Origin of the sequence: Veillonella sp. 3913, from assembly GCF_003992235.1 — a bacterium.
GTDB lineage: Bacteria > Bacillota > Negativicutes > Veillonellales > Veillonellaceae > F0422.
Genome location: NZ_RQVF01000006.1, coordinates 1 through 18,226 on the forward strand (window position 1 = coordinate 1; position 18,226 = coordinate 18,226).

The 18,226-nt window shown below is 37.5% G+C and carries 17 protein-coding genes; all 17 read right to left on the reverse strand.

All coding sequences use genetic code 11. The features are described 5' to 3' along the window. Nucleotides 1–453: 453 nt before the first annotated feature. The 17 genes from cas9 to kdsA all read right to left on the reverse strand — a co-directional run bounded on the left by cas9 (nucleotide 454) and on the right by kdsA (nucleotide 18,200). A complete protein-coding gene (gene cas9 / locus EO113_RS06875; protein WP_127135899.1) occupies nucleotides 454–4,584 on the reverse strand; it encodes a type II CRISPR RNA-guided endonuclease Cas9 in 4,131 nt (1,376 codons plus the stop codon). Nucleotides 4,585–5,072: 488 nt separating this feature from the next. Next, a complete protein-coding gene (locus EO113_RS06880; protein ID WP_127061168.1) occupies nucleotides 5,073–5,768 on the reverse strand; it encodes a TVP38/TMEM64 family protein in 696 nt (231 codons plus the stop codon). Nucleotides 5,769–5,795: 27 nt separating this feature from the next. Then, on the reverse strand, nucleotides 5,796–7,025 hold the full coding sequence (locus tag EO113_RS06885; RefSeq protein ID WP_127135900.1) for an aspartate kinase: 1,230 nt from the start codon (nucleotides 7,023–7,025) through the stop codon (nucleotides 5,796–5,798). A 271-nt stretch (nucleotides 7,026–7,296) separates the two neighbouring features. Continuing rightward, complete coding sequence (locus tag EO113_RS06890; protein ID WP_009353050.1) at nucleotides 7,297–7,692, reverse strand: class II SORL domain-containing protein; 396 nt, start codon at nucleotides 7,690–7,692, stop codon at nucleotides 7,297–7,299. A gap of 199 nt (nucleotides 7,693–7,891) precedes the next feature. Next, nucleotides 7,892–8,425: a cob(I)yrinic acid a,c-diamide adenosyltransferase gene (gene cobO / locus EO113_RS06895; protein ID WP_127135901.1), complete on the reverse strand. Its 534-nt coding sequence runs from the start codon at nucleotides 8,423–8,425 to the stop codon at nucleotides 7,892–7,894. A 78-nt stretch (nucleotides 8,426–8,503) separates the two neighbouring features. Then, the gene (gene lepB, locus EO113_RS06900; protein WP_009353044.1) at nucleotides 8,504–9,106 is read right to left on the reverse strand and encodes a signal peptidase I; all 603 of its coding nucleotides are present in this window, start codon (nucleotides 9,104–9,106) and stop codon (nucleotides 8,504–8,506) included. A 51-nt stretch (nucleotides 9,107–9,157) separates the two neighbouring features. After that, the gene (locus EO113_RS06905; RefSeq protein WP_052847058.1) at nucleotides 9,158–10,027 is read right to left on the reverse strand and encodes a YitT family protein; all 870 of its coding nucleotides are present in this window, start codon (nucleotides 10,025–10,027) and stop codon (nucleotides 9,158–9,160) included. An 11-nt stretch (nucleotides 10,028–10,038) separates the two neighbouring features. Continuing rightward, complete coding sequence (locus EO113_RS06910; RefSeq protein WP_127135902.1) at nucleotides 10,039–10,461, reverse strand: hypothetical protein; 423 nt, start codon at nucleotides 10,459–10,461, stop codon at nucleotides 10,039–10,041. Between the two features lie 10 nt (nucleotides 10,462–10,471). After that, nucleotides 10,472–11,659, reverse strand: coding sequence for a DUF3084 domain-containing protein (locus EO113_RS06915; RefSeq protein ID WP_370466910.1), 1,188 nt, complete (start codon nucleotides 11,657–11,659; stop codon nucleotides 10,472–10,474). Between the two features lie 167 nt (nucleotides 11,660–11,826). After that, complete coding sequence (locus EO113_RS06920; RefSeq protein ID WP_009353054.1) at nucleotides 11,827–12,918, reverse strand: LptF/LptG family permease; 1,092 nt, start codon at nucleotides 12,916–12,918, stop codon at nucleotides 11,827–11,829. 8 nt (nucleotides 12,919–12,926) lie between these two features. After that, nucleotides 12,927–13,646 (reverse strand): LPS export ABC transporter ATP-binding protein, encoded by a 720-nt coding sequence (gene lptB, locus EO113_RS06925; protein WP_062401918.1) that lies wholly within the window; start codon nucleotides 13,644–13,646, stop codon nucleotides 12,927–12,929. 9 nt (nucleotides 13,647–13,655) lie between these two features. Then, nucleotides 13,656–14,390 carry an LptA/OstA family protein gene (locus EO113_RS06930; protein ID WP_127135903.1) on the reverse strand — a complete coding sequence of 245 codons (735 nt, stop codon included), beginning with the start codon at nucleotides 14,388–14,390 and terminating at the stop codon, nucleotides 13,656–13,658. Between the two features lie 11 nt (nucleotides 14,391–14,401). Beyond that, complete coding sequence (gene lptC / locus EO113_RS06935; protein ID WP_164723947.1) at nucleotides 14,402–14,932, reverse strand: LPS export ABC transporter periplasmic protein LptC; 531 nt, start codon at nucleotides 14,930–14,932, stop codon at nucleotides 14,402–14,404. After that, nucleotides 14,919–15,848, reverse strand: coding sequence for a lysophospholipid acyltransferase family protein (locus tag EO113_RS06940; protein ID WP_127135905.1), 930 nt, complete (start codon nucleotides 15,846–15,848; stop codon nucleotides 14,919–14,921). The genes lptC and EO113_RS06940 overlap by 14 nt, the downstream gene beginning before the upstream one ends. 13 nt (nucleotides 15,849–15,861) lie before the next feature. Next, on the reverse strand, nucleotides 15,862–16,383 hold the full coding sequence (locus tag EO113_RS06945) for an HAD family hydrolase (protein WP_127135906.1): 522 nt from the start codon (nucleotides 16,381–16,383) through the stop codon (nucleotides 15,862–15,864). After that, complete coding sequence (locus EO113_RS06950) at nucleotides 16,383–17,354, reverse strand: SIS domain-containing protein (RefSeq protein ID WP_127135907.1); 972 nt, start codon at nucleotides 17,352–17,354, stop codon at nucleotides 16,383–16,385. The genes EO113_RS06945 and EO113_RS06950 overlap by 1 nt, the downstream gene beginning before the upstream one ends. Before the next feature lie 27 nt (nucleotides 17,355–17,381). Beyond that, nucleotides 17,382–18,200: a 3-deoxy-8-phosphooctulonate synthase gene (gene kdsA, locus EO113_RS06955; RefSeq protein ID WP_126940622.1), complete on the reverse strand. Its 819-nt coding sequence runs from the start codon at nucleotides 18,198–18,200 to the stop codon at nucleotides 17,382–17,384. Nucleotides 18,201–18,226 lie beyond the last annotated feature (26 nt).

The window sequence follows — 18,226 nt, forward strand, 5'->3', positions numbered from 1 at the left end:
ACCATTGAGTTTGACACATTATCATTCTTAGTCTTCTCTATAACTGTTTTAGAGACATTTTTTAATATTTTATAGTTTGAGACATTTACAGAATCACACTACTCTCAAACTTAAAATTTTTCATTATAAATCATTTTATAGTTTGAGACATTTACAGAATCACACTACTCTCAAACAATATCTTGTAACCCATATGAACCTGAAGATATACATAGAATACATAGCTGTTTCGCTAATATAGTACTAAAAAACAACTGCACCTCCTCCAGGTCTAAATACAAATCTATATTCATAATTACGAATAAATCTGGATCTAATAATTCATGAACAATATCGATGGTTGAATCCTGATAAAATAGTTTAATAGGACTATCACTCTTTCTGTTGTATCTAGCACTTCATCAAGTTCTGATTGCTTAGTGATAACTACCGTGCGCCAACTCATAGTGTCTCCTATTTTATTTTAATTTCTTGTTCATATAAGCCTGTGATAGATGTTGTAATAACGCTAAATTGTTCCGTATTAGATATATTAATCCCCAGTGTAGAACGAGAACTAGTCATGCCAATTTTTGTAATATCTCGTTTTGTTTTAAAGTTCGTTAACACATTCAACACTTCCAATAGCACACTAGCTTGGTCCTCTAAAGATAATGCTATGAATGTATCAAAGCCAACTGTTCGAAACTCTTCTAATTTATTTCCTTTCATCTTAGAAAATAGAGGCGTATCAAGTTTTTTTAACAACTCTTGATATAAGGCAATATTTTGTTCTTTACTAACTGTAACTTCTTTATGGTTATAAGATGTTTTTATATTCTCAATACGGAATGTTTTTGAGTTTTCTATCTTTTTAATAGCTACTTTTTCTAGCAATTTAATATATACACTCGATGTTATATCCATTACCACATCAACCGCACTATCGACAGAAACATTAGATCCTGTTTTACCACCCATATAATAAGTAAAACCATTAATATTTACTTTACTACCAATATATAGTCCTCGATATAGTATTTGGATATCTACCACTGATGCAGGTTTTTTACAAGTAGATAAATATGCCTCTTCTATTGCCTTATGAATATCTTTCTTACCTGCTATATAAAGTGGTAAGGAAAATATTTCAATTCGATCTTGGTCCGAAGTATCCCTGATATTCAAAATGATATATTCAGAAATGGTAATCGATGTTCTTCCGCCATATTTTTCCACATCTCTTACACGTTCATCAGATGATTTCAATGGCAGATATACACCACGTTTAGCGATTCCTTTTTTGTATATAGTTTCATCAGATAGACCACCTTTTTGAGGTACCGCCCGTTGTGTAACACGTACATCATTACTTTTCATCATCTTTTTCACTATTTCCATATGAATATTAGGATCCCAGATCACCTTCTTAGATTCTTCTGTTAATTTAATTTCATATTCAAACATTTTTGTTAAATTATAGGTACGATGTGTCCCTTTTTGTTTGGCAAAGGATAAAAAGTTTTTCGTAAACTTTTCATGATACACATTGCCTACTACGATATTTAGGTACGCATCTTTTGCATGATGATGATGATTAATAGAGCGCACTTTTACAAAGCCATAATCACGTCTAAAATCAGATACATTTTCTGCTTTAGAAAATACTACTTCTGTCTCTGGATACAGTTGATGTAATAAAGTAGTAACCCCCTTAACAGACTGATTCGTAGATACCATCTGACGATTGATAAACTGATTGAGTTCCTCATCGGTTAAGTCTGTTGTACGAACTAAACGATCATATTTCTTTTCAGAAATAAATCCCCTATCCCATAATAATTTCCAAAATCCTTTTTGCTTAGATTGAATAGCCGATAAAATTGGAAACCGGTCTGTTTTCTCTGCATTTAATTGTTTTTCCACTAACACAATATTATGCCAACTGTCATCCTTTGTTAAGCTACGCGGATATATATGGTCGATATCATACGTATCTGTAAACAATTCATGAATATCGATTCTACGGCCAGAATACATACAACGCCCCATTTGTGTAAAGTATAAGTATAGCTTTTTACTATTCAGAGCAGAATCTTCTTTAGATTTCAATTCTTGTTGCAAAACATGTACATCTTCATCTTTAATTTGTTCATATAACTCTTCCAACAGTGCTTTTCTAGACTGAGTACGTTTTTTATCCGCTTTATTTGTGCGAGCTACTTCTACAAATATTTTCTTTGGTAGTTCTTTACGTATAGATACGATCTCATCAAGGATGCGCAATGTTTGCCATACGCTACGTTTTACCATCGGCGATAAGGATAAATCTTCTAACATTTCAAATGCTGTCTTTTCTTTCTCCCCCAATACGTTTGTCACATATTCTTGGACCACATCAATGAAAGAATAAGAAGAGCTCAATAGTTGCATCAAATTTTCCTGCCCCTCACGCATATGCTCAATGATAGTACCTGCTTCTGCATCGTCATCATTCTTTTTCATACCCCAAATATCGGACAAGAATTTTTTAGACAATCTACCCCAACCTGTATAGGTAAGTTTCCCTAATTTTTTAATTTGTTCTGTAGTAAGACGATCTCCATAATAGTTTTTCAACACTTGGCGCAACATATCTTTACTTTCACCAAAGATAGTGATATATCGAATGATATCTTCCGCCATGGCATGGTCAAAATGTTCCCCTAGGATACGAGTCATATCTCTGTGGGATGTTAACTTCGTAGCAATCTGTTGGTCCATACCTGTGATGATAGGCGGTTGTGACACATAGTTATTATCTACTAAATATTTTGCCACCACTTTTTTCGTAGCTGTTTTACTATCTTGCAAGGACATAAAATGTTCTCGGATAAATGCTTGTTTCACATCTGCAGGTAATGGTTTATCGTTGACACGAATATTGTTCAATTCATTCAGCAACGAAAACTCCGCATAGAGCAAGGAATATTTAGGTAACACATCTTGGTCGATTAAATAGGTACATTTGTTAGTTAAATTTTCAATGAATTTAACCGCCGATGCTTGGACGTCAACTTTTTGTTCAAAGTTCCATGGCAACACTTGTCCTGCTTCTTTACGGACAACCCAAGCAAAACCACCATTTTCAATGGAGTGCGTTGGATTCAATGGCCCTACATAATACGGGATTTTAAATTCTAAGATAGATATAATTTTATCCGCTACGGTCAATCCATCTTCTACTTCATTTAAAAATGGGAAGTTTAGCTTTGCTTTTTCTAGAATGCGTACTAATTCTTCTTTATGCAGTTGATAAGGTACTACCCCATTTTTACTAATTCGTTGAAGTGGTAAAAATGTTCCTTCTTCTAGTTTCTGCACTATACATCTTGTATTTTCTGTTTCTGGTAATACGGAGACTACTTTTCTAACATACTTATAAAACGCTTCTTGTGTTGTAGAGGTATTACCATTCACACCTTGTTTAATATATTTAACGTAATTTGTACCTTTATCTATATCTACAACAAACATGTCATCATATAATTTTTTGTCCTCTTTCAGCACAGATTTTAAAAGCACTAGATCTTCTTTATGTTGATTATAGGATTCTATTTTTGCCTCTGACAAAGATTGCCCAGGCTTTATAATAGAGCTAATCACAATGATATCGTGTAAAACCTTACATTGATCGACAATAGCAAATCGGTCACCCCAAGCATCTTCATAAGCATCCCGTACATCCTCATAGATACCTTCATGTAAATTAATACTCTTAAATTCTTTTTCTTCTGGAAGTATTACTTCTATATCCTCATCTGTAAATAGATTGACCAAATTAGCTTTCAAGCCCATAATGAGATAAGCCCAAGCTTTTAACCTATTTTTTTCTACACTGGATAGTTTTTTTCCTTGTGTAATCAATGGCTCTATCTGCTTTACCTTTTCACCTCGTACAATACCTCTATCTAGCACTAAATTGGCTATAGACTGGAGCACACTTGCATCCTCCACATAGCTTCCAAAACCTAGTTCTTCTAAAGTAGATCTAAGGACCGAATACATCTCTCCATCAATAGAAAACTCTTTTCTACCATACAAGAAATTCCCTCTATATTTTAAGATATGATGAATCCCCAAGAATAACAAACGAGTGTCTTTTGTACCAGAGGTCATCAAATGATGACGCAAATGATAGATAGTAGGAAATTCCTTGTAGTAATCAATATCTGTGTAATCTTTGTCCATGAACAGTGTATATTTCACTGGATTTGTTTTATCTTCTACATGATATTTCGATTCATGAAGTCGAAGAAAAAAAGTATCATCCGCAGCATTGATAGCCTTAGCAAATAATTCTTCTAATAGTAACAAGCGAAATTTACGACGTTGCAGACGACGACGAGCAGACCGCTTCATACGTGTATCAACAGCTGTTTGTGCCTCTGCAAACAGTCTAGATCCCCACATTTTATGAGATTTAAATTTCAACAACTCATATTGCTCATTTGTAGCTGCCCAGCCTACTGAATTCGTCCCAATATCTAACCCTATATAGTAATTCCCCTTCTTTAGACCTTTGTGTTTACAAATTGAATCCTTATGATTGTCAAAATTACTCATCGTTCTTCTCCTTTTGATCAACTACCATGAAATAATCCCTTATAATAATTCAAGATGAATATCACCATTTGTTATTTAATTGTATTATACTACTAAAAAATCCTTGACTCCATATCTTTTTCTGTATACAATAAAGGTGTCTCAAGGAGTTGAGACATTTACAGAATCACACTACAAGTTCAAATACGAATTTATTTTCATCGCCCTTGGGGCACCCGCTGTGGGTACTTAACTCAATTCATTAAGAATTGAGTTTTTTATTATCCTTCTTTTAAAGCACGATACCATACATAAATCATATTACGTTATACTAACGACTAAACAAAGTATCATAAGACCGAAAAAAGGAACGTTGATCAAACATTATCAACGTTCCTTTTTATATATTTACTCGTATATTAAGATCATAGATTGTCCTAGTAAATACCTCACTGTCTCAAACAGTGAGATACACCAATCCTACAAATAGTAGGAGGCATCATTTTATATTACCGCTGTTTAGCCCACCGTTGGTATCCTTTCCACAACAGGAAATAGATAACCGTAGCAACGAGCACCACTACTGCCAATCGTCCTAGATTATCTTGTAACAGCACCGTATCATGACCCACAATCACTTCTAGTGCGGTAGATGGAAACTTACCAATCAAGTTCGCAATGATGTAATCCCGTAAGGAGATTTGACTAATGGCTCCTAAGGCTGTGATGATTCCACTTGGAAAATATGGAATAGATCTAGCAAAAAGCATCATAACTAAACCATTTTTACCACTAAAGTCATCTACTTTCAGTAAAAACTCGCTCTTTTCAATGACCTTATGTGCCGTATCTCGCAAAATGTAGCGCATAATCATAAAACTAAGCACCACACCTACAGTCTCTGCTAACCAAGAAATAATAATCCCTGGCACCACACCAAATAACAAGCCATTGGCTGTAGAAAAGAAGATGGATGGTAAAAATCCCAATGCATTGATGAGCACATCCAGAGCAAAGCTTATCACCATGGCCCATGGCCCATAGGATTGTAATACCTCTGCCATGCGTTGTACATCACCAGAAAGGATTAATTCCCACATATCATCATAGAAACCTGGAACAAGGACGTACACTAGAAGACCCAGTGCTACTAATCCGCTTAACAACCCTAGTTGTATATACCGTTCCTTTTTCTTATCATTCATTCCTATACCTTCTTTTCTAATTGTTACTTAACCTCTGCCGTCTAAAATTAATTTATCGTGAATAGCTCGTACAGCTGTTTTAATATGTTCCTCTCCGATAAGGCAGGAAATACTGATTTCAGATGTACTGATAATCTCGATATTCACACCTTCATCAGATAAAATACCAAACATTTTTGCTGCTACACCTGGTTGTCCCAACATACCAGCGCCGATGATGGAAACTTTTGCCATATTTTCATTAATTACACATTCTTCGATAGACATGGATTGACCAAGTTCTTCAAGTACTTGTTTCGCTAAATTCACATCATCACGTGTAATGGTAAACACGATATCCGTGCGCTTGTCATCTGTAGTGCGAATACTTTGTACGATCATGTCTACATCAATGCTCTTATTTGCTAACGCTTGGAATACTTGATGCGCCACACCCGGTACATTTTCTACACCTACAAGACTTACTTTTGCTACATTTGTATCATCTGCAACGCCTGTAATAGCGTATTGATTTGCTTTCATTGTATACTCCTCTCGAATTATCGTGCCTTCTTCATCACTGAAAGTAGATCGTACATGAATTGGCACCCCATACCGATGTCCCATTTCGACCGCTCTTGGTTGCATAACCCCTGCTCCTAAGCGGGCCATTTCTAGCATTTCACCATAGGTGATTTCTTTCAATTTCACGGCTCCTGGTGCCACTCGTGGATCTGTGGAGTATACCCCATCTACATCTGTGAAGATTTCACATACATCGGCTTTCATAGCGCCTGCTAATGCTACGGCTGTTGTATCAGAACCGCCACGACCCAATGTAGTAATGTCCCCAGCTTCCGTCATGCCTTGGAAACCCGCCACAACCACAATGTTACCGGCTTCTAAAGAATCTAGCACACGTTTCGGTTCAATATCTAAAATACGTGCTTTACCAAAGGTATCGCTAGTCGCAATCCCAGCTTGCTCACCTGTCATAGATACCGCTGCATGACCTTTTGCTTGGAATGCTAATGCCATCAATGCAATCGTCACTTGCTCACCGGTGGACAAAAGACGGTCCATTTCACGGCCATACGGCATAGATGTGACTTCTTTCGCCAAGCTCACCAAGTCATCTGTTGTATCGCCCATAGCTGAAACAACAACCACAACACGATCATCTGGTTGTTTGTCGCGCAACACGCGATTTACAATGTTAAATATTTTTTCAGGTGTCGCTACAGAGCTACCACCAAATTTTTTCACAATTAATGCCACTGCAATCCCTCATTTATAAGATACAAAGTATAAAATAATATCTATATTAATCTACCATACTACGCTACTAAAGTAAAGGATTTTTGTAATATCTTACTATTTTTATCATACATTTGTCTTTTTAAAGTAGATATTTCTATATATATTTTTACTATATTATACAACAGTCTATGCCTATACAAATTCTATACGTAATAATAAAGGACTGTCATCCCTTACTAGGGGTAACAGTCCTTATCATAATCAATTCAGTTAGATGTCTAATCCAAAATTAACCTTCTACTACGATATCTTTTTCAGATTCCCATAAGCCGTGGATGTTGCAGTAAGAAGTTGCAATCAAACGACCAGATTTTTTGAAAGATGCAGTAACAACACCTGCTGCTTCCGCATGTACAGGACCTTCGTTAGCACCTGTAGGAGCTTCACCGTGTACATTGAACTCAAGACGAGCTACTTCGTAAGGAAGTTGTGTACCTTCTTCTACATAGTACAATTTGATCCAAGAAATATGATGTTCTACAGTGTTAGGATGAGCAATTTCTTTACCCACTTCTAATTCGATTACAACGCGTTCGCCAGCTTTAACAGTGTCAGGTGCTGTGATTACTGGAACATGTTTTTCTGTTGCAAATTCAGCTGTTTTTACATAATTTGTGATAGCCATAGGTATAACCCCCTTGAATTAATATCATATCCAAACATGGAAACCTTTCCATGTAAAGCACTAAATTAGTACACTATTATTGTACTTGTTTTTCTTCACTTACGCAAGAACTATTTTTAAGATTTTCGATGTGGTTTTTGCATACCCCTTTTATTTTATGCAACATCCAGTAATCAACCATATACTTAGATTACCAAAGTTAAAATTCTATGCCACGCTTTGCTTTAATCCCTTGTTGATAGGCATGTTTGATGACTTTCATTTCCGTTACCGTATGTGCCAATTCAATAATCTTTGGGCGTGCATTTCGACCTGTTAAAATCATGTCTAAGTTCTCTGGTTTTGTTTTGAGTAAATTCACTACTGTTTCTACATCTACTAAGCCATAATGAATGGCATAATTGATTTCATCAAGGATAATCAAATCCCATTGACCAGACTTCACTTCTGTTTCCACCATAGCCCACGCTTCTTTTGCTGCTTGTTGATGTTCCTTCATTTTTTCTTCTGATTCATCTTGCTTATGAAAGATGAACCCTTTTCCCATAGAGCGAATCTCTACAGTTGGTAGTAATGCAATGCCTGCTAATTCACCGTAATTAGCACCACTTTTGATAAATTGTAAAATAAGTACCCTTCTGCCACATCCAGCTGAGCGTAGTGCTACACCTAAAGCTGCTGTTGTCTTGCCTTTTCCATCTCCTGTATTGACTAAGATTAAACCTTCACCCATCTGTCTCTCCACCTTTCTTAGGATATATGGAAATCCCATGCCAAAGCATAGGATTCCAAAAGTCGTATTAAATTATAGTTAAAATGGATTACGTATATGATACGCTAATTTACCAAGTACATGATCTACTGGTACAAATCCAATGAAACGGCTATCTGAAGAATGATTACGATTGTCTCCCATCACAAATACATGCCCTTCCGGAACAGTAATTGGTAAGGAGCGTTCAAACTTCATAGTCTCTTTTTTAGTATACGGCTCATTTAGCTTGGTACCATTTCTCCACACATGTCCTTCTTTAAATTCTAATGTATCACCAGGGCGACCAATTACTCGTTTTACCCATACATCATGACCTTGCAAAGATGGTACTACCACACTGGCGTAATTCATCAAAGGTTCCATCACATCATCTTTCCAAGAACGTTCTCGTTGCACGCGACTATCAATGATAACGATATCTTCATAGTTTGGTACATCTCGCATTACATGAGACCATTTACTAATTAATAGGAAATCCCCATTATGTAAAGTATCCTCCATGGATTCGCCGGACACTCTCGTGGGCTGCACAATAAATATATGCGTTAACATGGCTACAATAAGAGCTACAACAATGGCTTGTAACCACTCACGAACTTCTTTCAAAATTTGACTTCCTATGGCTGTATCTTTTTCCATATACCCTCCTATTCTAAGGATACGTAATGATACGTATCTCACAATTATCCATTAATGAATTGATTTTTTTCCAAATTGACCACCAAATACATCATGTACATCATTGATGGTGATAAAAGCATTCTCATCCACTTCGTAAATAATATCTTTTAGTTTTGTTAATTCCAATCGCGTCACAACACAATAAATAATACGCTTTGGGGTCTTAGTATAGGCCCCTTCGCCGTACAATAAAGTAACACCACGACCTAAGCGATGCATCACTACATCAGCGACTTCTTCCGATTTATCAGTAATGACCATAACTCCTTTAGATTCTTCCACCCCAGTAATAACTAGGTCCATCATTTTGTAAGCTACAAAATAGGCAATCAAGGAATACATGGCACTATTCCAATCATATACAAATCCCGCTGCTCCTAAAATAAAGAAGTTCAGGAACATAACGATTTCACCTACGGAAAAGGAACTCTTTTTATCAAAAATGATTGCTACAATTTCAGAGCCATCTAAGGACCCACCATTTCGTATAATAATACCTACTCCAAGCCCCAGAATAATACCACCGAAGACTGAGGCCAACAAGGGATCATGTACAATAGGAGGTACTTGATGCATGAAAGCAGAAAATACGGAAATACACGCTATAGCAAATAGGGTTGATATGGTAAAACTTTTACCAATTTGCATATACCCTACATATAAAAATGGTAGATTAATTAACATAACGAGTACACTAAATGATATACCAGATAACTTACTAGCCATCAAGGCAATACCTACAACACCACCATCGATAAGGTGATTTGGCACTAAAAATACATCTAGTCCATAGGTATAAATGGCCGCTCCAATAATCATCATAAAGTATCGCATAACCATATCCATTATCTTTCGTTTTCTGCTTTTATGTTCTTTCATCCTTTGGATACTCACTCCTCATTAACTAATAACCAACGTTCTCCAATAATCCATGCCGTAATATCATCGACTGGAACTGGAGGATATAACATGCCTTTAGGCACTAATTTTTTCCACCCTGTCGGTGGATGCACCTCAAAATAACGGCGCCTTGCCTCTTCTGTGGTATGCTTTTCATTCATGAATGCAAATGCTCTTTCTTGTGATATTGCTAGTGTTTTAACTATGGATCCCACCACTTTGTGATTCGTTCCATTGCCACAAACCATATAGGTTATTGTTGGATACATAGCCAGCAAAGATTCTAATTCCTTTTGAACTGATGCAGTAGACACAATATCCATCATCACTAATTGAGCTGTTTTTGTTAGAATGGCAACGCCTGTTTTATCACGCCCTGGATCAACTGCCAATACGTAGGGTTCCAATACCATAGTCCACTCCTCACTGATTCACTGGAATGACACGCAGCATAATTTGTACAGGTCCACTAGTGAAAGTATCTTCTCTTGTGACTGCCTCTAATCGTACGGGGCCACGTTGATTTTCTATTTTACGAATAGTAATAAATAACTCATTTCCCGGTAAAGAACCGACTTCACCTGTAATAGGATCTGGTAATATACCGTGTTTTTTCGCTTCCCCATTGACTTCTTTTAAAAATGCCAACACTTGGTCTTGCGCACTTTTACCACCATCTATCAGAGATGACCAAAGGACTGTATCTTTTTTGAAAACCATATCATGAGGATATGCATGAATTTCTGCTAGCGCCGGTTCTCCATAAATAATATTTGCTGAAGCAGTAACGCGAATCATCAATGGTTTATCCGTAGAGGCTACTACTTTTGCTACTTCATTTAAGTTATCCCGGCTCACATAAATGACTGTCTTTTCTTCTTCCATTTGGAATCGATTTAAAATAAGACGATTCGTGTCTTTCAAGAAGCTTGTTAAGGCAGCCATACTTTCTACTTCTCCTAAGCCAGGTCGAATCACAGCTTGGGATAAGACTTCTCCATTACGGAATACCACATTCCCTTCACGCACATGATTGATACCATCTTCTAATTGTTTCGTAGTTAATTGTAGATCTTGTACATGGCTTTCCAATTGTGTACGTACCTGTTCTAACCGTCCTACTTCTGCATTTGAGTTAACAAGTTTTTGTTCCGCTTCTGCATAGGCATCTTGAATCGATACTAATTGATCTCCCATGCTAGATAAAGCGCTGCGAGTTTCTTCTAGCTCTTGCTCCGTTGCTTGTACATCACTTTGTACCTTTTGCAATTGTTTATTTTTTTGATTCAATTCATCATTACTTTGTTGTAATGCCTTCGTTTTTTGATCTATATCTGCTGAAAGTTGCGCCATTTCAGCTTTCAATTTATCCATACCAAATAAAGCGGTCCGTACATTGTTTGAAGCAATACTCAACACGCCTATCGTAGCAGCAGAAATGAATATCCCCGTTACAATAGTCACAATAATAGATGTATGTTTAGGACGCAACCCAAACAAACTCATCCTCCGTTTCCCTACTTTAGTGCCGATTTTATCGCCTAAAAATGCAATTAATCCCCCCATAATGGTAATAATAAGGAGAATCCGTAGTCCTACTAACATGGTCATATACCTCAATGTAAAATACTAGTCCTATATCTTTACTTAGTATATCAAAATCCCTAGTACACTACAATGGTTATACAATAAAAGGTCTCCATATACTCATCTGCAATCAAGATATAAAAGAGTAGCATTACTTACTAAATTAGTAATGCTACCCCTGTAAAATCTTATTATTTAGATACTCTCCAGTTTAAATATAAACCAGCTAATACACCTAACGTATTAGGAATCCACGCTGCTAATACTGGTGGTAACGCCCCTCCTTTACCTAGAGCGCCAGACAATGTCATTACCCCATAATAAATAAAGATAACTAACACAGAAATGCCAAATCCAATAGAAGAGCTAGACCGTTGTTTTTGTAAACCTAATGGTGCTCCTACCAAGGCAAAAATAAAGCTTGCTACAGGAATAGTAAAGCGTTGATACATTTCCATTTGCCATTCTGTAATTTTACCACCAGTAGCCTCCATCGCTTTGATTTGCTGTCTAATCTCTTTGATGGTCATCTCTTCTGGCTTACGTTGAGATCGACTAATTTTATCTGGATCTTGCGTAATTGGCAATACTTGTTCTTCAAACTTCATAGTTCGATCAATACCCTCACCAGATGCATTAATATCATAAATAGTACCATCGTGCATAATCCAGTATTGACCGTTCCAATTCGCAGTTTTAGCACGTTCAATTTGTGTCACTTGTCCATCCGTAAATTGTTGCACTGTAATATCAGACAACAGTTTAGTAGAGCTATCATATTTACCTGCATACATTAAGGTGTTAATCTTTTTGTCTGCTAATGTTTTTAATACAATATGTTCCTGTGTTTGTGGAGTAGCACGTTTCATAATCTCCTCACGGATAATCGTTTGATACGCATGGTTCGCTGCTGGCACTACATATTCATTAAAAGCAATAGAGCAAAGAGAAATAAGAAATGCCATGATATATACAGGTGTGGCCAAACGTAAAAAGTTTTGTCCCCCCGCACGCATCACGATAATTTCACTACTACCACTTAATCGACCAAATGTCATAAGCGATCCTAGTAGGACAGACATAGGAAAGGTTAATATTACAATATTCGGTAATGCCAATAAAAAAGCTCTAGTCACAGACCATAAACTAGCCCCATATTCTGTAATATATTGGGCAATACGAAATAGCGTACCTGTTCCAATAAAAATGCTAGTAAAGGCAAAAATCCCAAACAGAAATGGCCCTATGAAAGCTTTCAATATATATTTATCTAAAATTCTCATACCCACTCCTACATTCGGAAATCATCACCTAAATAAAACTTACGAGCCACATCGCTCGTAGCTACTTCATCGGCTGTACCTTCTAATAAAATCGTACCACTATTTAAAATGTAAGCTTTATCTACAATCCCTAATGTTTCACGTACATTATGGTCTGTAATCAGCACTCCAATCCCTCGATCTTTCAAATGACGAATAATAGATTGAATATCTGCTACCGCAATAGGATCAACCCCTGCAAAAGGTTCATCCAGTAATATAAACTTAGGATTTAAAGCAATGGCTCTAGCAATTTCTACACGACGTCGCTCACCACCAGACAACTGAATGCCCAAGCGGTCACGTACATGGGTAATATGAAATTCTTCTAATAAAGACTCCATGGTTGCCTTTTGTTCTACTTTAGAAAGATCCGTAGTTTCTAACATAGCTAAAATATTATCTTCAACGGTTAGATTACGAAAAATAGAGGCTTCCTGTGGCAAATATCCAATACCATAGGCAGATCGTTTATACATCGGCATATGGGTCACATCCACATCACCGATGCAGATACTTCCTGAACTAGGTTTTTCTACACCTACAATCATATAAAAAGTAGTTGTCTTGCCTGCTCCATTGGGGCCTAACAATCCCACAATTTCGCCTTCCTCCACACGAACACTCACTTTATCCACTACATTTCTTGATTTATAGGTTTTTACTAAATCCTTGGTTTGTATAAACATAAATTCTCCTTACTTTGGAGTAATGATTAAGGTACTGCGCCCACCAAGCGTTTCTGCACTATTATCACTAAGTTGAATTTTTAATTCTGGCGCTTCTAAGACATTACCATTTTGTACAGCTCTTGCATTACCTTTTAAATAAGCCACTCCATCATTTTGATTTGGAGTCTGCGTATATACAGCTTCATCTGCTGTGGCATTTATATTACGACTTGTACTAGATACGGTTACATTCCCTTTCGCTGTGGCAGAGATTTCGTTTGTAAATGCTGTAATATGCTCTCCAGTCAAAATGTTATCAGCCACCATTAACTGTCCATTACCAATAATTTCACCATAACCAGTTTCCGTATTATAGTTTACATGATCACCGTATAGTTGACGATCATCTTTTTGTAAATGTACATTACCTGTAGCATCAAATTGCTGATTATGTAATACATGCACTTCTGATGCTGCCATTGACATATTAGTGCCTATCATACTCACTCCACCAGTTAAATATCCTTCTTGTGTGTTCGTATTATACCAACCTATAGCACCAGTCATAGTCTTATCATCTTTGGTAATAACTACACTACCTTTTACCTCAGCACGACCACTAACTCCATCATATGTCAACTGATCGGCTGTAATCATTAAATTACTGTTACCAGCAGGATTTGCATCCGTTGGCGCTGCCCATACGGGAATCATCATGACACCACCCATAAGAGCTGCCATGAGTAAACGTTGTAGTTTCATGAATTTCCTTCCTACTTGCGAATCAACTTAGCATGACCTTTTGCAGTCACTTGTTGCAAAATCATATCGCCTTCTAGCACATCACCTTCTAATGTTGTATCAACATCGGTGTAAATAAATTTAGAAGTTGATTTAAATAACTGTTCTTTACTTGTATACTCTAGCCCTTCTGTGCGAAGCGTTGCACCCGTACTAGAGGTAGCCTCAATGCCACCAGATAATGTAATCTGTCCATGGTCTTTAGATACCACGCCTTTTGGTGCTTTCACTGTAAGTATTTTTCCATCCTTATGAAACGCCCCTGTTACATTTTCTAAGGTAACTACTTTTGTGACCTGATCAACGCTTATCTTTTCTGCTTTCACAGACCAAATCAGTTGTCCATTTTTTTCTTCTTTCAATTCTGTTCCATTAAAACTAATAGAATTTCCAGAGGGTCCTATCGTGGTGGTTTCTACTCCACCATACAAAAAATATCCAACTCCCAAAAGAATTAAAATGCCTACCACAATCGTGAGGAGAAGTTTTTTATTGTTCTTCATGGACAGCCTCCCGCACTTGTAGTTTATGTTCGATATCTGTGATTTCATGAATTTTTGTGTTCCAACGATGCTGGAACCACAACCATTCATCAGGATGTTCTCTAATAAACGCTTCTGTTATCTTCACAGTTTCTTCCGTAAGACGGAACATATCTTTCTCCACATCATCAGTATCTTTATAATGAAGTGCTGGCAATATATGGACAATGTGACCATTCTCTTTACGAGATGCAAAGACTGGCACAACAGGAGCTTTAAACTTTTTCGCAAAGGATGCTGGTCCCGTCACCGCTGATGAATCTTGTCCTAAGAACATCACTGGCAAACCAGTGTACCATCCATCTTGATCCGCTAAGAAACCCAATAATTTCTTTGCTTTCATCGCTTGTGCAGCGCCTCTCATTTCAGAACCACCGCGAGCAAATACTTCTAATCCTACCATTTCTCGGTATTCATTTAGCAATCTTGTGAATTGAGCATTCGGTTGTTTTTTGACAATCGTTGTGGACGGATACCCATGAGCCGCCAAGGCTGCGCCCATCCACTCCCAATTGCCTACATGGGCCGTCAAGATAACAACACCTTTATCTTCTGCCATGGCTGTATCTAGATGCTCTAACCCACGCATTTCGATATGTTCTTTAATGAACTCTGGTGTCAAATTCGGCATATATAATGTTTCCATCACAGAACGTCCCAAGTTTTGAAAGAGTCGTCCTAATATGGCATCTGCTTCTTTTTCATCTATGGAAAGGCCAATCATTAGATTATGTAATCCTCGTTTGACCTGTTTTTTTCCTACTAATCTATATAAAGGTCCTAGAGTTGCTCCAATGGATAAGATTGTAGAATAAGGTAATGTACAAACTAACTTACTAAGCGTTTTTAAGGCTGTATATTGCCATTCTCCTGCCATGAAAGCCTCCTTTCTACTGACCTACTTGGTAGGATTCCTCACGGTATAACCGTACCGCATCCTCCCAAAGTCCTGCTTGTTTCAAAATATACTCCACTGCTTCACGCACCGCTCCTTGTCCACCGTTAGCTTGGCAGATATAGTGAGCTACTTGTTTCACTTCTGGTACACCATCTTGTGGTGTCATCGCTAATCCCACCTTAGACATAATGCCTAAGTCATTGAGGTCATCGCCCATATAGGCAACTTCGTGAGCCTCTAACTCTAATGTTTTCAAGAGCTCCTGTAATCCAGCACTCTTATTATGGCTCCCCATTTGAATATGAGAAATTTTTAATTCTTTTGATCGTCGCTCTACGATAGGGGATGTACGGCCCGTAATGATTGCCGTTTGTAATCCCATACGCTGTGCTAGAGCCAATCCTAATCCATCTTTTGCATGAAAAGCTTTCACTTCTTCTCCACTAGATGTATACGTAATCTCGCCCTTTGTCAGCACTCCATCCACATCTAAGATTAAACAACGTATTGCCATTATACAATACCCCTTCGCAACAAATCTGTAATATGTACTAACCCAAGGCTAGTTCCATCATGACCAACAACAGGAAGTACTGTAATTGGCCGTGGCTGATTCTTCTCCATCATGTGAAGTGCTTCCGCCGCTAGTTTATCTTTAGTAATCGTACGCGGTGATTTCGTCATCATATCTTCCACAGACCATACTAGGAAATTGCATCCAGAATCTAGACCACGTCGAATATCTCCATCTGTTACTAAACCAATTAATTTACCTTCTTCATCTACTACATTAGCTGCTCCAAGACCTTTGTTGGTCATCACAAATAATGCATCTTGCACAGTAGCACCTTTATGAATAATAGGATTATCATCACCGCTATGCATAATATTTTCTACTGTGAGCAACAATTTACGACCTAGGGAACCACCTGGATGGAATACAGCAAAATTTTCTGGTGTAAATTGATGTTGATCTAATAAACACACCGCCAATGCATCACCCAAGGCTAATGCAGCTGTGGTACTACTAGTGGGAGCCAGCCCTAAAGGACATGCTTCTTTATCTACACAAACGACCAAAACTATATCAGAATTTTTTCCTAATGTAGAGCTTGGATTCCCTACTACAGAAATTAATTTAGCCCCTATGCGGCGTAAGGATGGTAATAAACTGATAACCTCCCCAGTTTCTCCACTATTAGAAAAAGCCAATACTACATCATCAGAGGTAACCATACCTAAATCGCCATGTACCCCTTCACCAGGGTGTAAAAATAATGCAGGTGTACCTGTACTCGCTAATGTAGCCGAAATTTTTCGTGCAATATGTCCAGATTTTCCCATACCTGTACAGACCACACGTCCTTTAGAGGCTAAGATTAACTCTACTGCTGCTTCAAACCGATGGTCTAATGTTTCAATTAAGTCTAACACTGCTTTTGATTCTTCTTGGAGCACCTGTGCTGCTCGTTCAAGTATCTTCATAGTTCACCTGCATCCTTTACATCTGTACTATTTTTTTACGATTTTGTCGATAGCTACTAAATCAGTTAATAATTCTTCTAGAGAATCTAAATATAACATATTTGGTCCATCTGAAAGTGCTTCTTCTGGATTATCATGAACTTCAAAGAACAATCCATCCACACCACTGGCAACAGCGCCACGTGCTAAGTTAGCCACAAATTCACGTTGACCAGAAGATGCTGTGCCTGCTCCACCTGGTAATTGTACAGAATGTGTGGCATCGAAGATAACTGGATATTCAAAAGAACGCATAATTGGGAAAGATCTCATGTCTACCACTAAATTATTATAGCCAAAGCTAAATCCACGTTCCGTCAACATTAAGTTCTGATTGCCAGATTCTTCCATTTTTTTCAACACATTGCTCATATCTTTAGGAGCCATAAATTGACCTTTTTTCACATTCACGCATTTTCCAGTAGCCGCAGCTCCGTATACCAAATCAGTTTGACGGCACAAGAATGCTGGAATTTGAAGGATATCCAACACTTCAGCAGCTGGTTCAATTTGAGTAATATCATGAATATCACTTACCACTGGTACCTGCAACTCTTCTTTAATAGCTTTCAAAATTTCTAAACCTTCTACGAGGCCTGGACCACGGAAGGAAGAATAGCTAGAGCGATTGGCTTTATCAAAGGAAGCTTTGAATACGTAGGGAATACCTACTTTATCACAAATTGCTTTCGCGCGACGACCAATCTCTAATGTACGTTCATAGCCCTCAATTACACATGGACCTGCTAATAGAAATAAGCCTTTCCCTCCACCAAGTGTAAGGTTGCCTACTTGTACTGTTTTCATTGTATCTCCTTTCTAAACAAAATTGT

Bases quoted from the DNA above. Each gene is read 5' to 3' on its own strand.
- EO113_RS06920 (WP_009353054.1), bottom strand. From the start codon at position 12,918: ATGAGAATTTTAGATAAATATATATTGAAAGCTTTCATAGGGCCATTT.
- EO113_RS06905 (WP_052847058.1), bottom strand. From the start codon at position 10,027: ATGAAAGAACATAAAAGCAGAAAACGAAAGATAATGGATATGGTTATG.
- cobO (WP_127135901.1), bottom strand. From the start codon at position 8,425: ATGGGTGAAGGTTTAATCTTAGTCAATACAGGAGATGGAAAAGGCAAG.
- EO113_RS06930 (WP_127135903.1), bottom strand. From the start codon at position 14,390: ATGAAACTACAACGTTTACTCATGGCAGCTCTTATGGGTGGTGTCATG.
- cas9 (WP_127135899.1), bottom strand. From the start codon at position 4,584: ATGAGTAATTTTGACAATCATAAGGATTCAATTTGTAAACACAAAGGT.
- EO113_RS06945 (WP_127135906.1), bottom strand. From the start codon at position 16,383: ATGGCAATACGTTGTTTAATCTTAGATGTGGATGGAGTGCTGACAAAG.
- EO113_RS06915 (WP_370466910.1), bottom strand. From the start codon at position 11,659: ATGACCATGTTAGTAGGACTACGGATTCTCCTTATTATTACCATTATG.
- kdsA (WP_126940622.1), bottom strand. From the start codon at position 18,200: ATGAAAACAGTACAAGTAGGCAACCTTACACTTGGTGGAGGGAAAGGC.
- lptB (WP_062401918.1), bottom strand. From the start codon at position 13,646: ATGTTTATACAAACCAAGGATTTAGTAAAAACCTATAAATCAAGAAAT.
- EO113_RS06940 (WP_127135905.1), bottom strand. From the start codon at position 15,848: ATGGCAGGAGAATGGCAATATACAGCCTTAAAAACGCTTAGTAAGTTA.
- lepB (WP_009353044.1), bottom strand. From the start codon at position 9,106: ATGGAAAAAGATACAGCCATAGGAAGTCAAATTTTGAAAGAAGTTCGT.
- EO113_RS06890 (WP_009353050.1), bottom strand. From the start codon at position 7,692: ATGGCTATCACAAATTATGTAAAAACAGCTGAATTTGCAACAGAAAAA.
- EO113_RS06950 (WP_127135907.1), bottom strand. From the start codon at position 17,354: ATGAAGATACTTGAACGAGCAGCACAGGTGCTCCAAGAAGAATCAAAA.
- EO113_RS06880 (WP_127061168.1), bottom strand. From the start codon at position 5,768: ATGAATGATAAGAAAAAGGAACGGTATATACAACTAGGGTTGTTAAGC.
- EO113_RS06910 (WP_127135902.1), bottom strand. From the start codon at position 10,461: ATGGTATTGGAACCCTACGTATTGGCAGTTGATCCAGGGCGTGATAAA.
- lptC (WP_164723947.1), bottom strand. From the start codon at position 14,932: ATGAAGAACAATAAAAAACTTCTCCTCACGATTGTGGTAGGCATTTTA.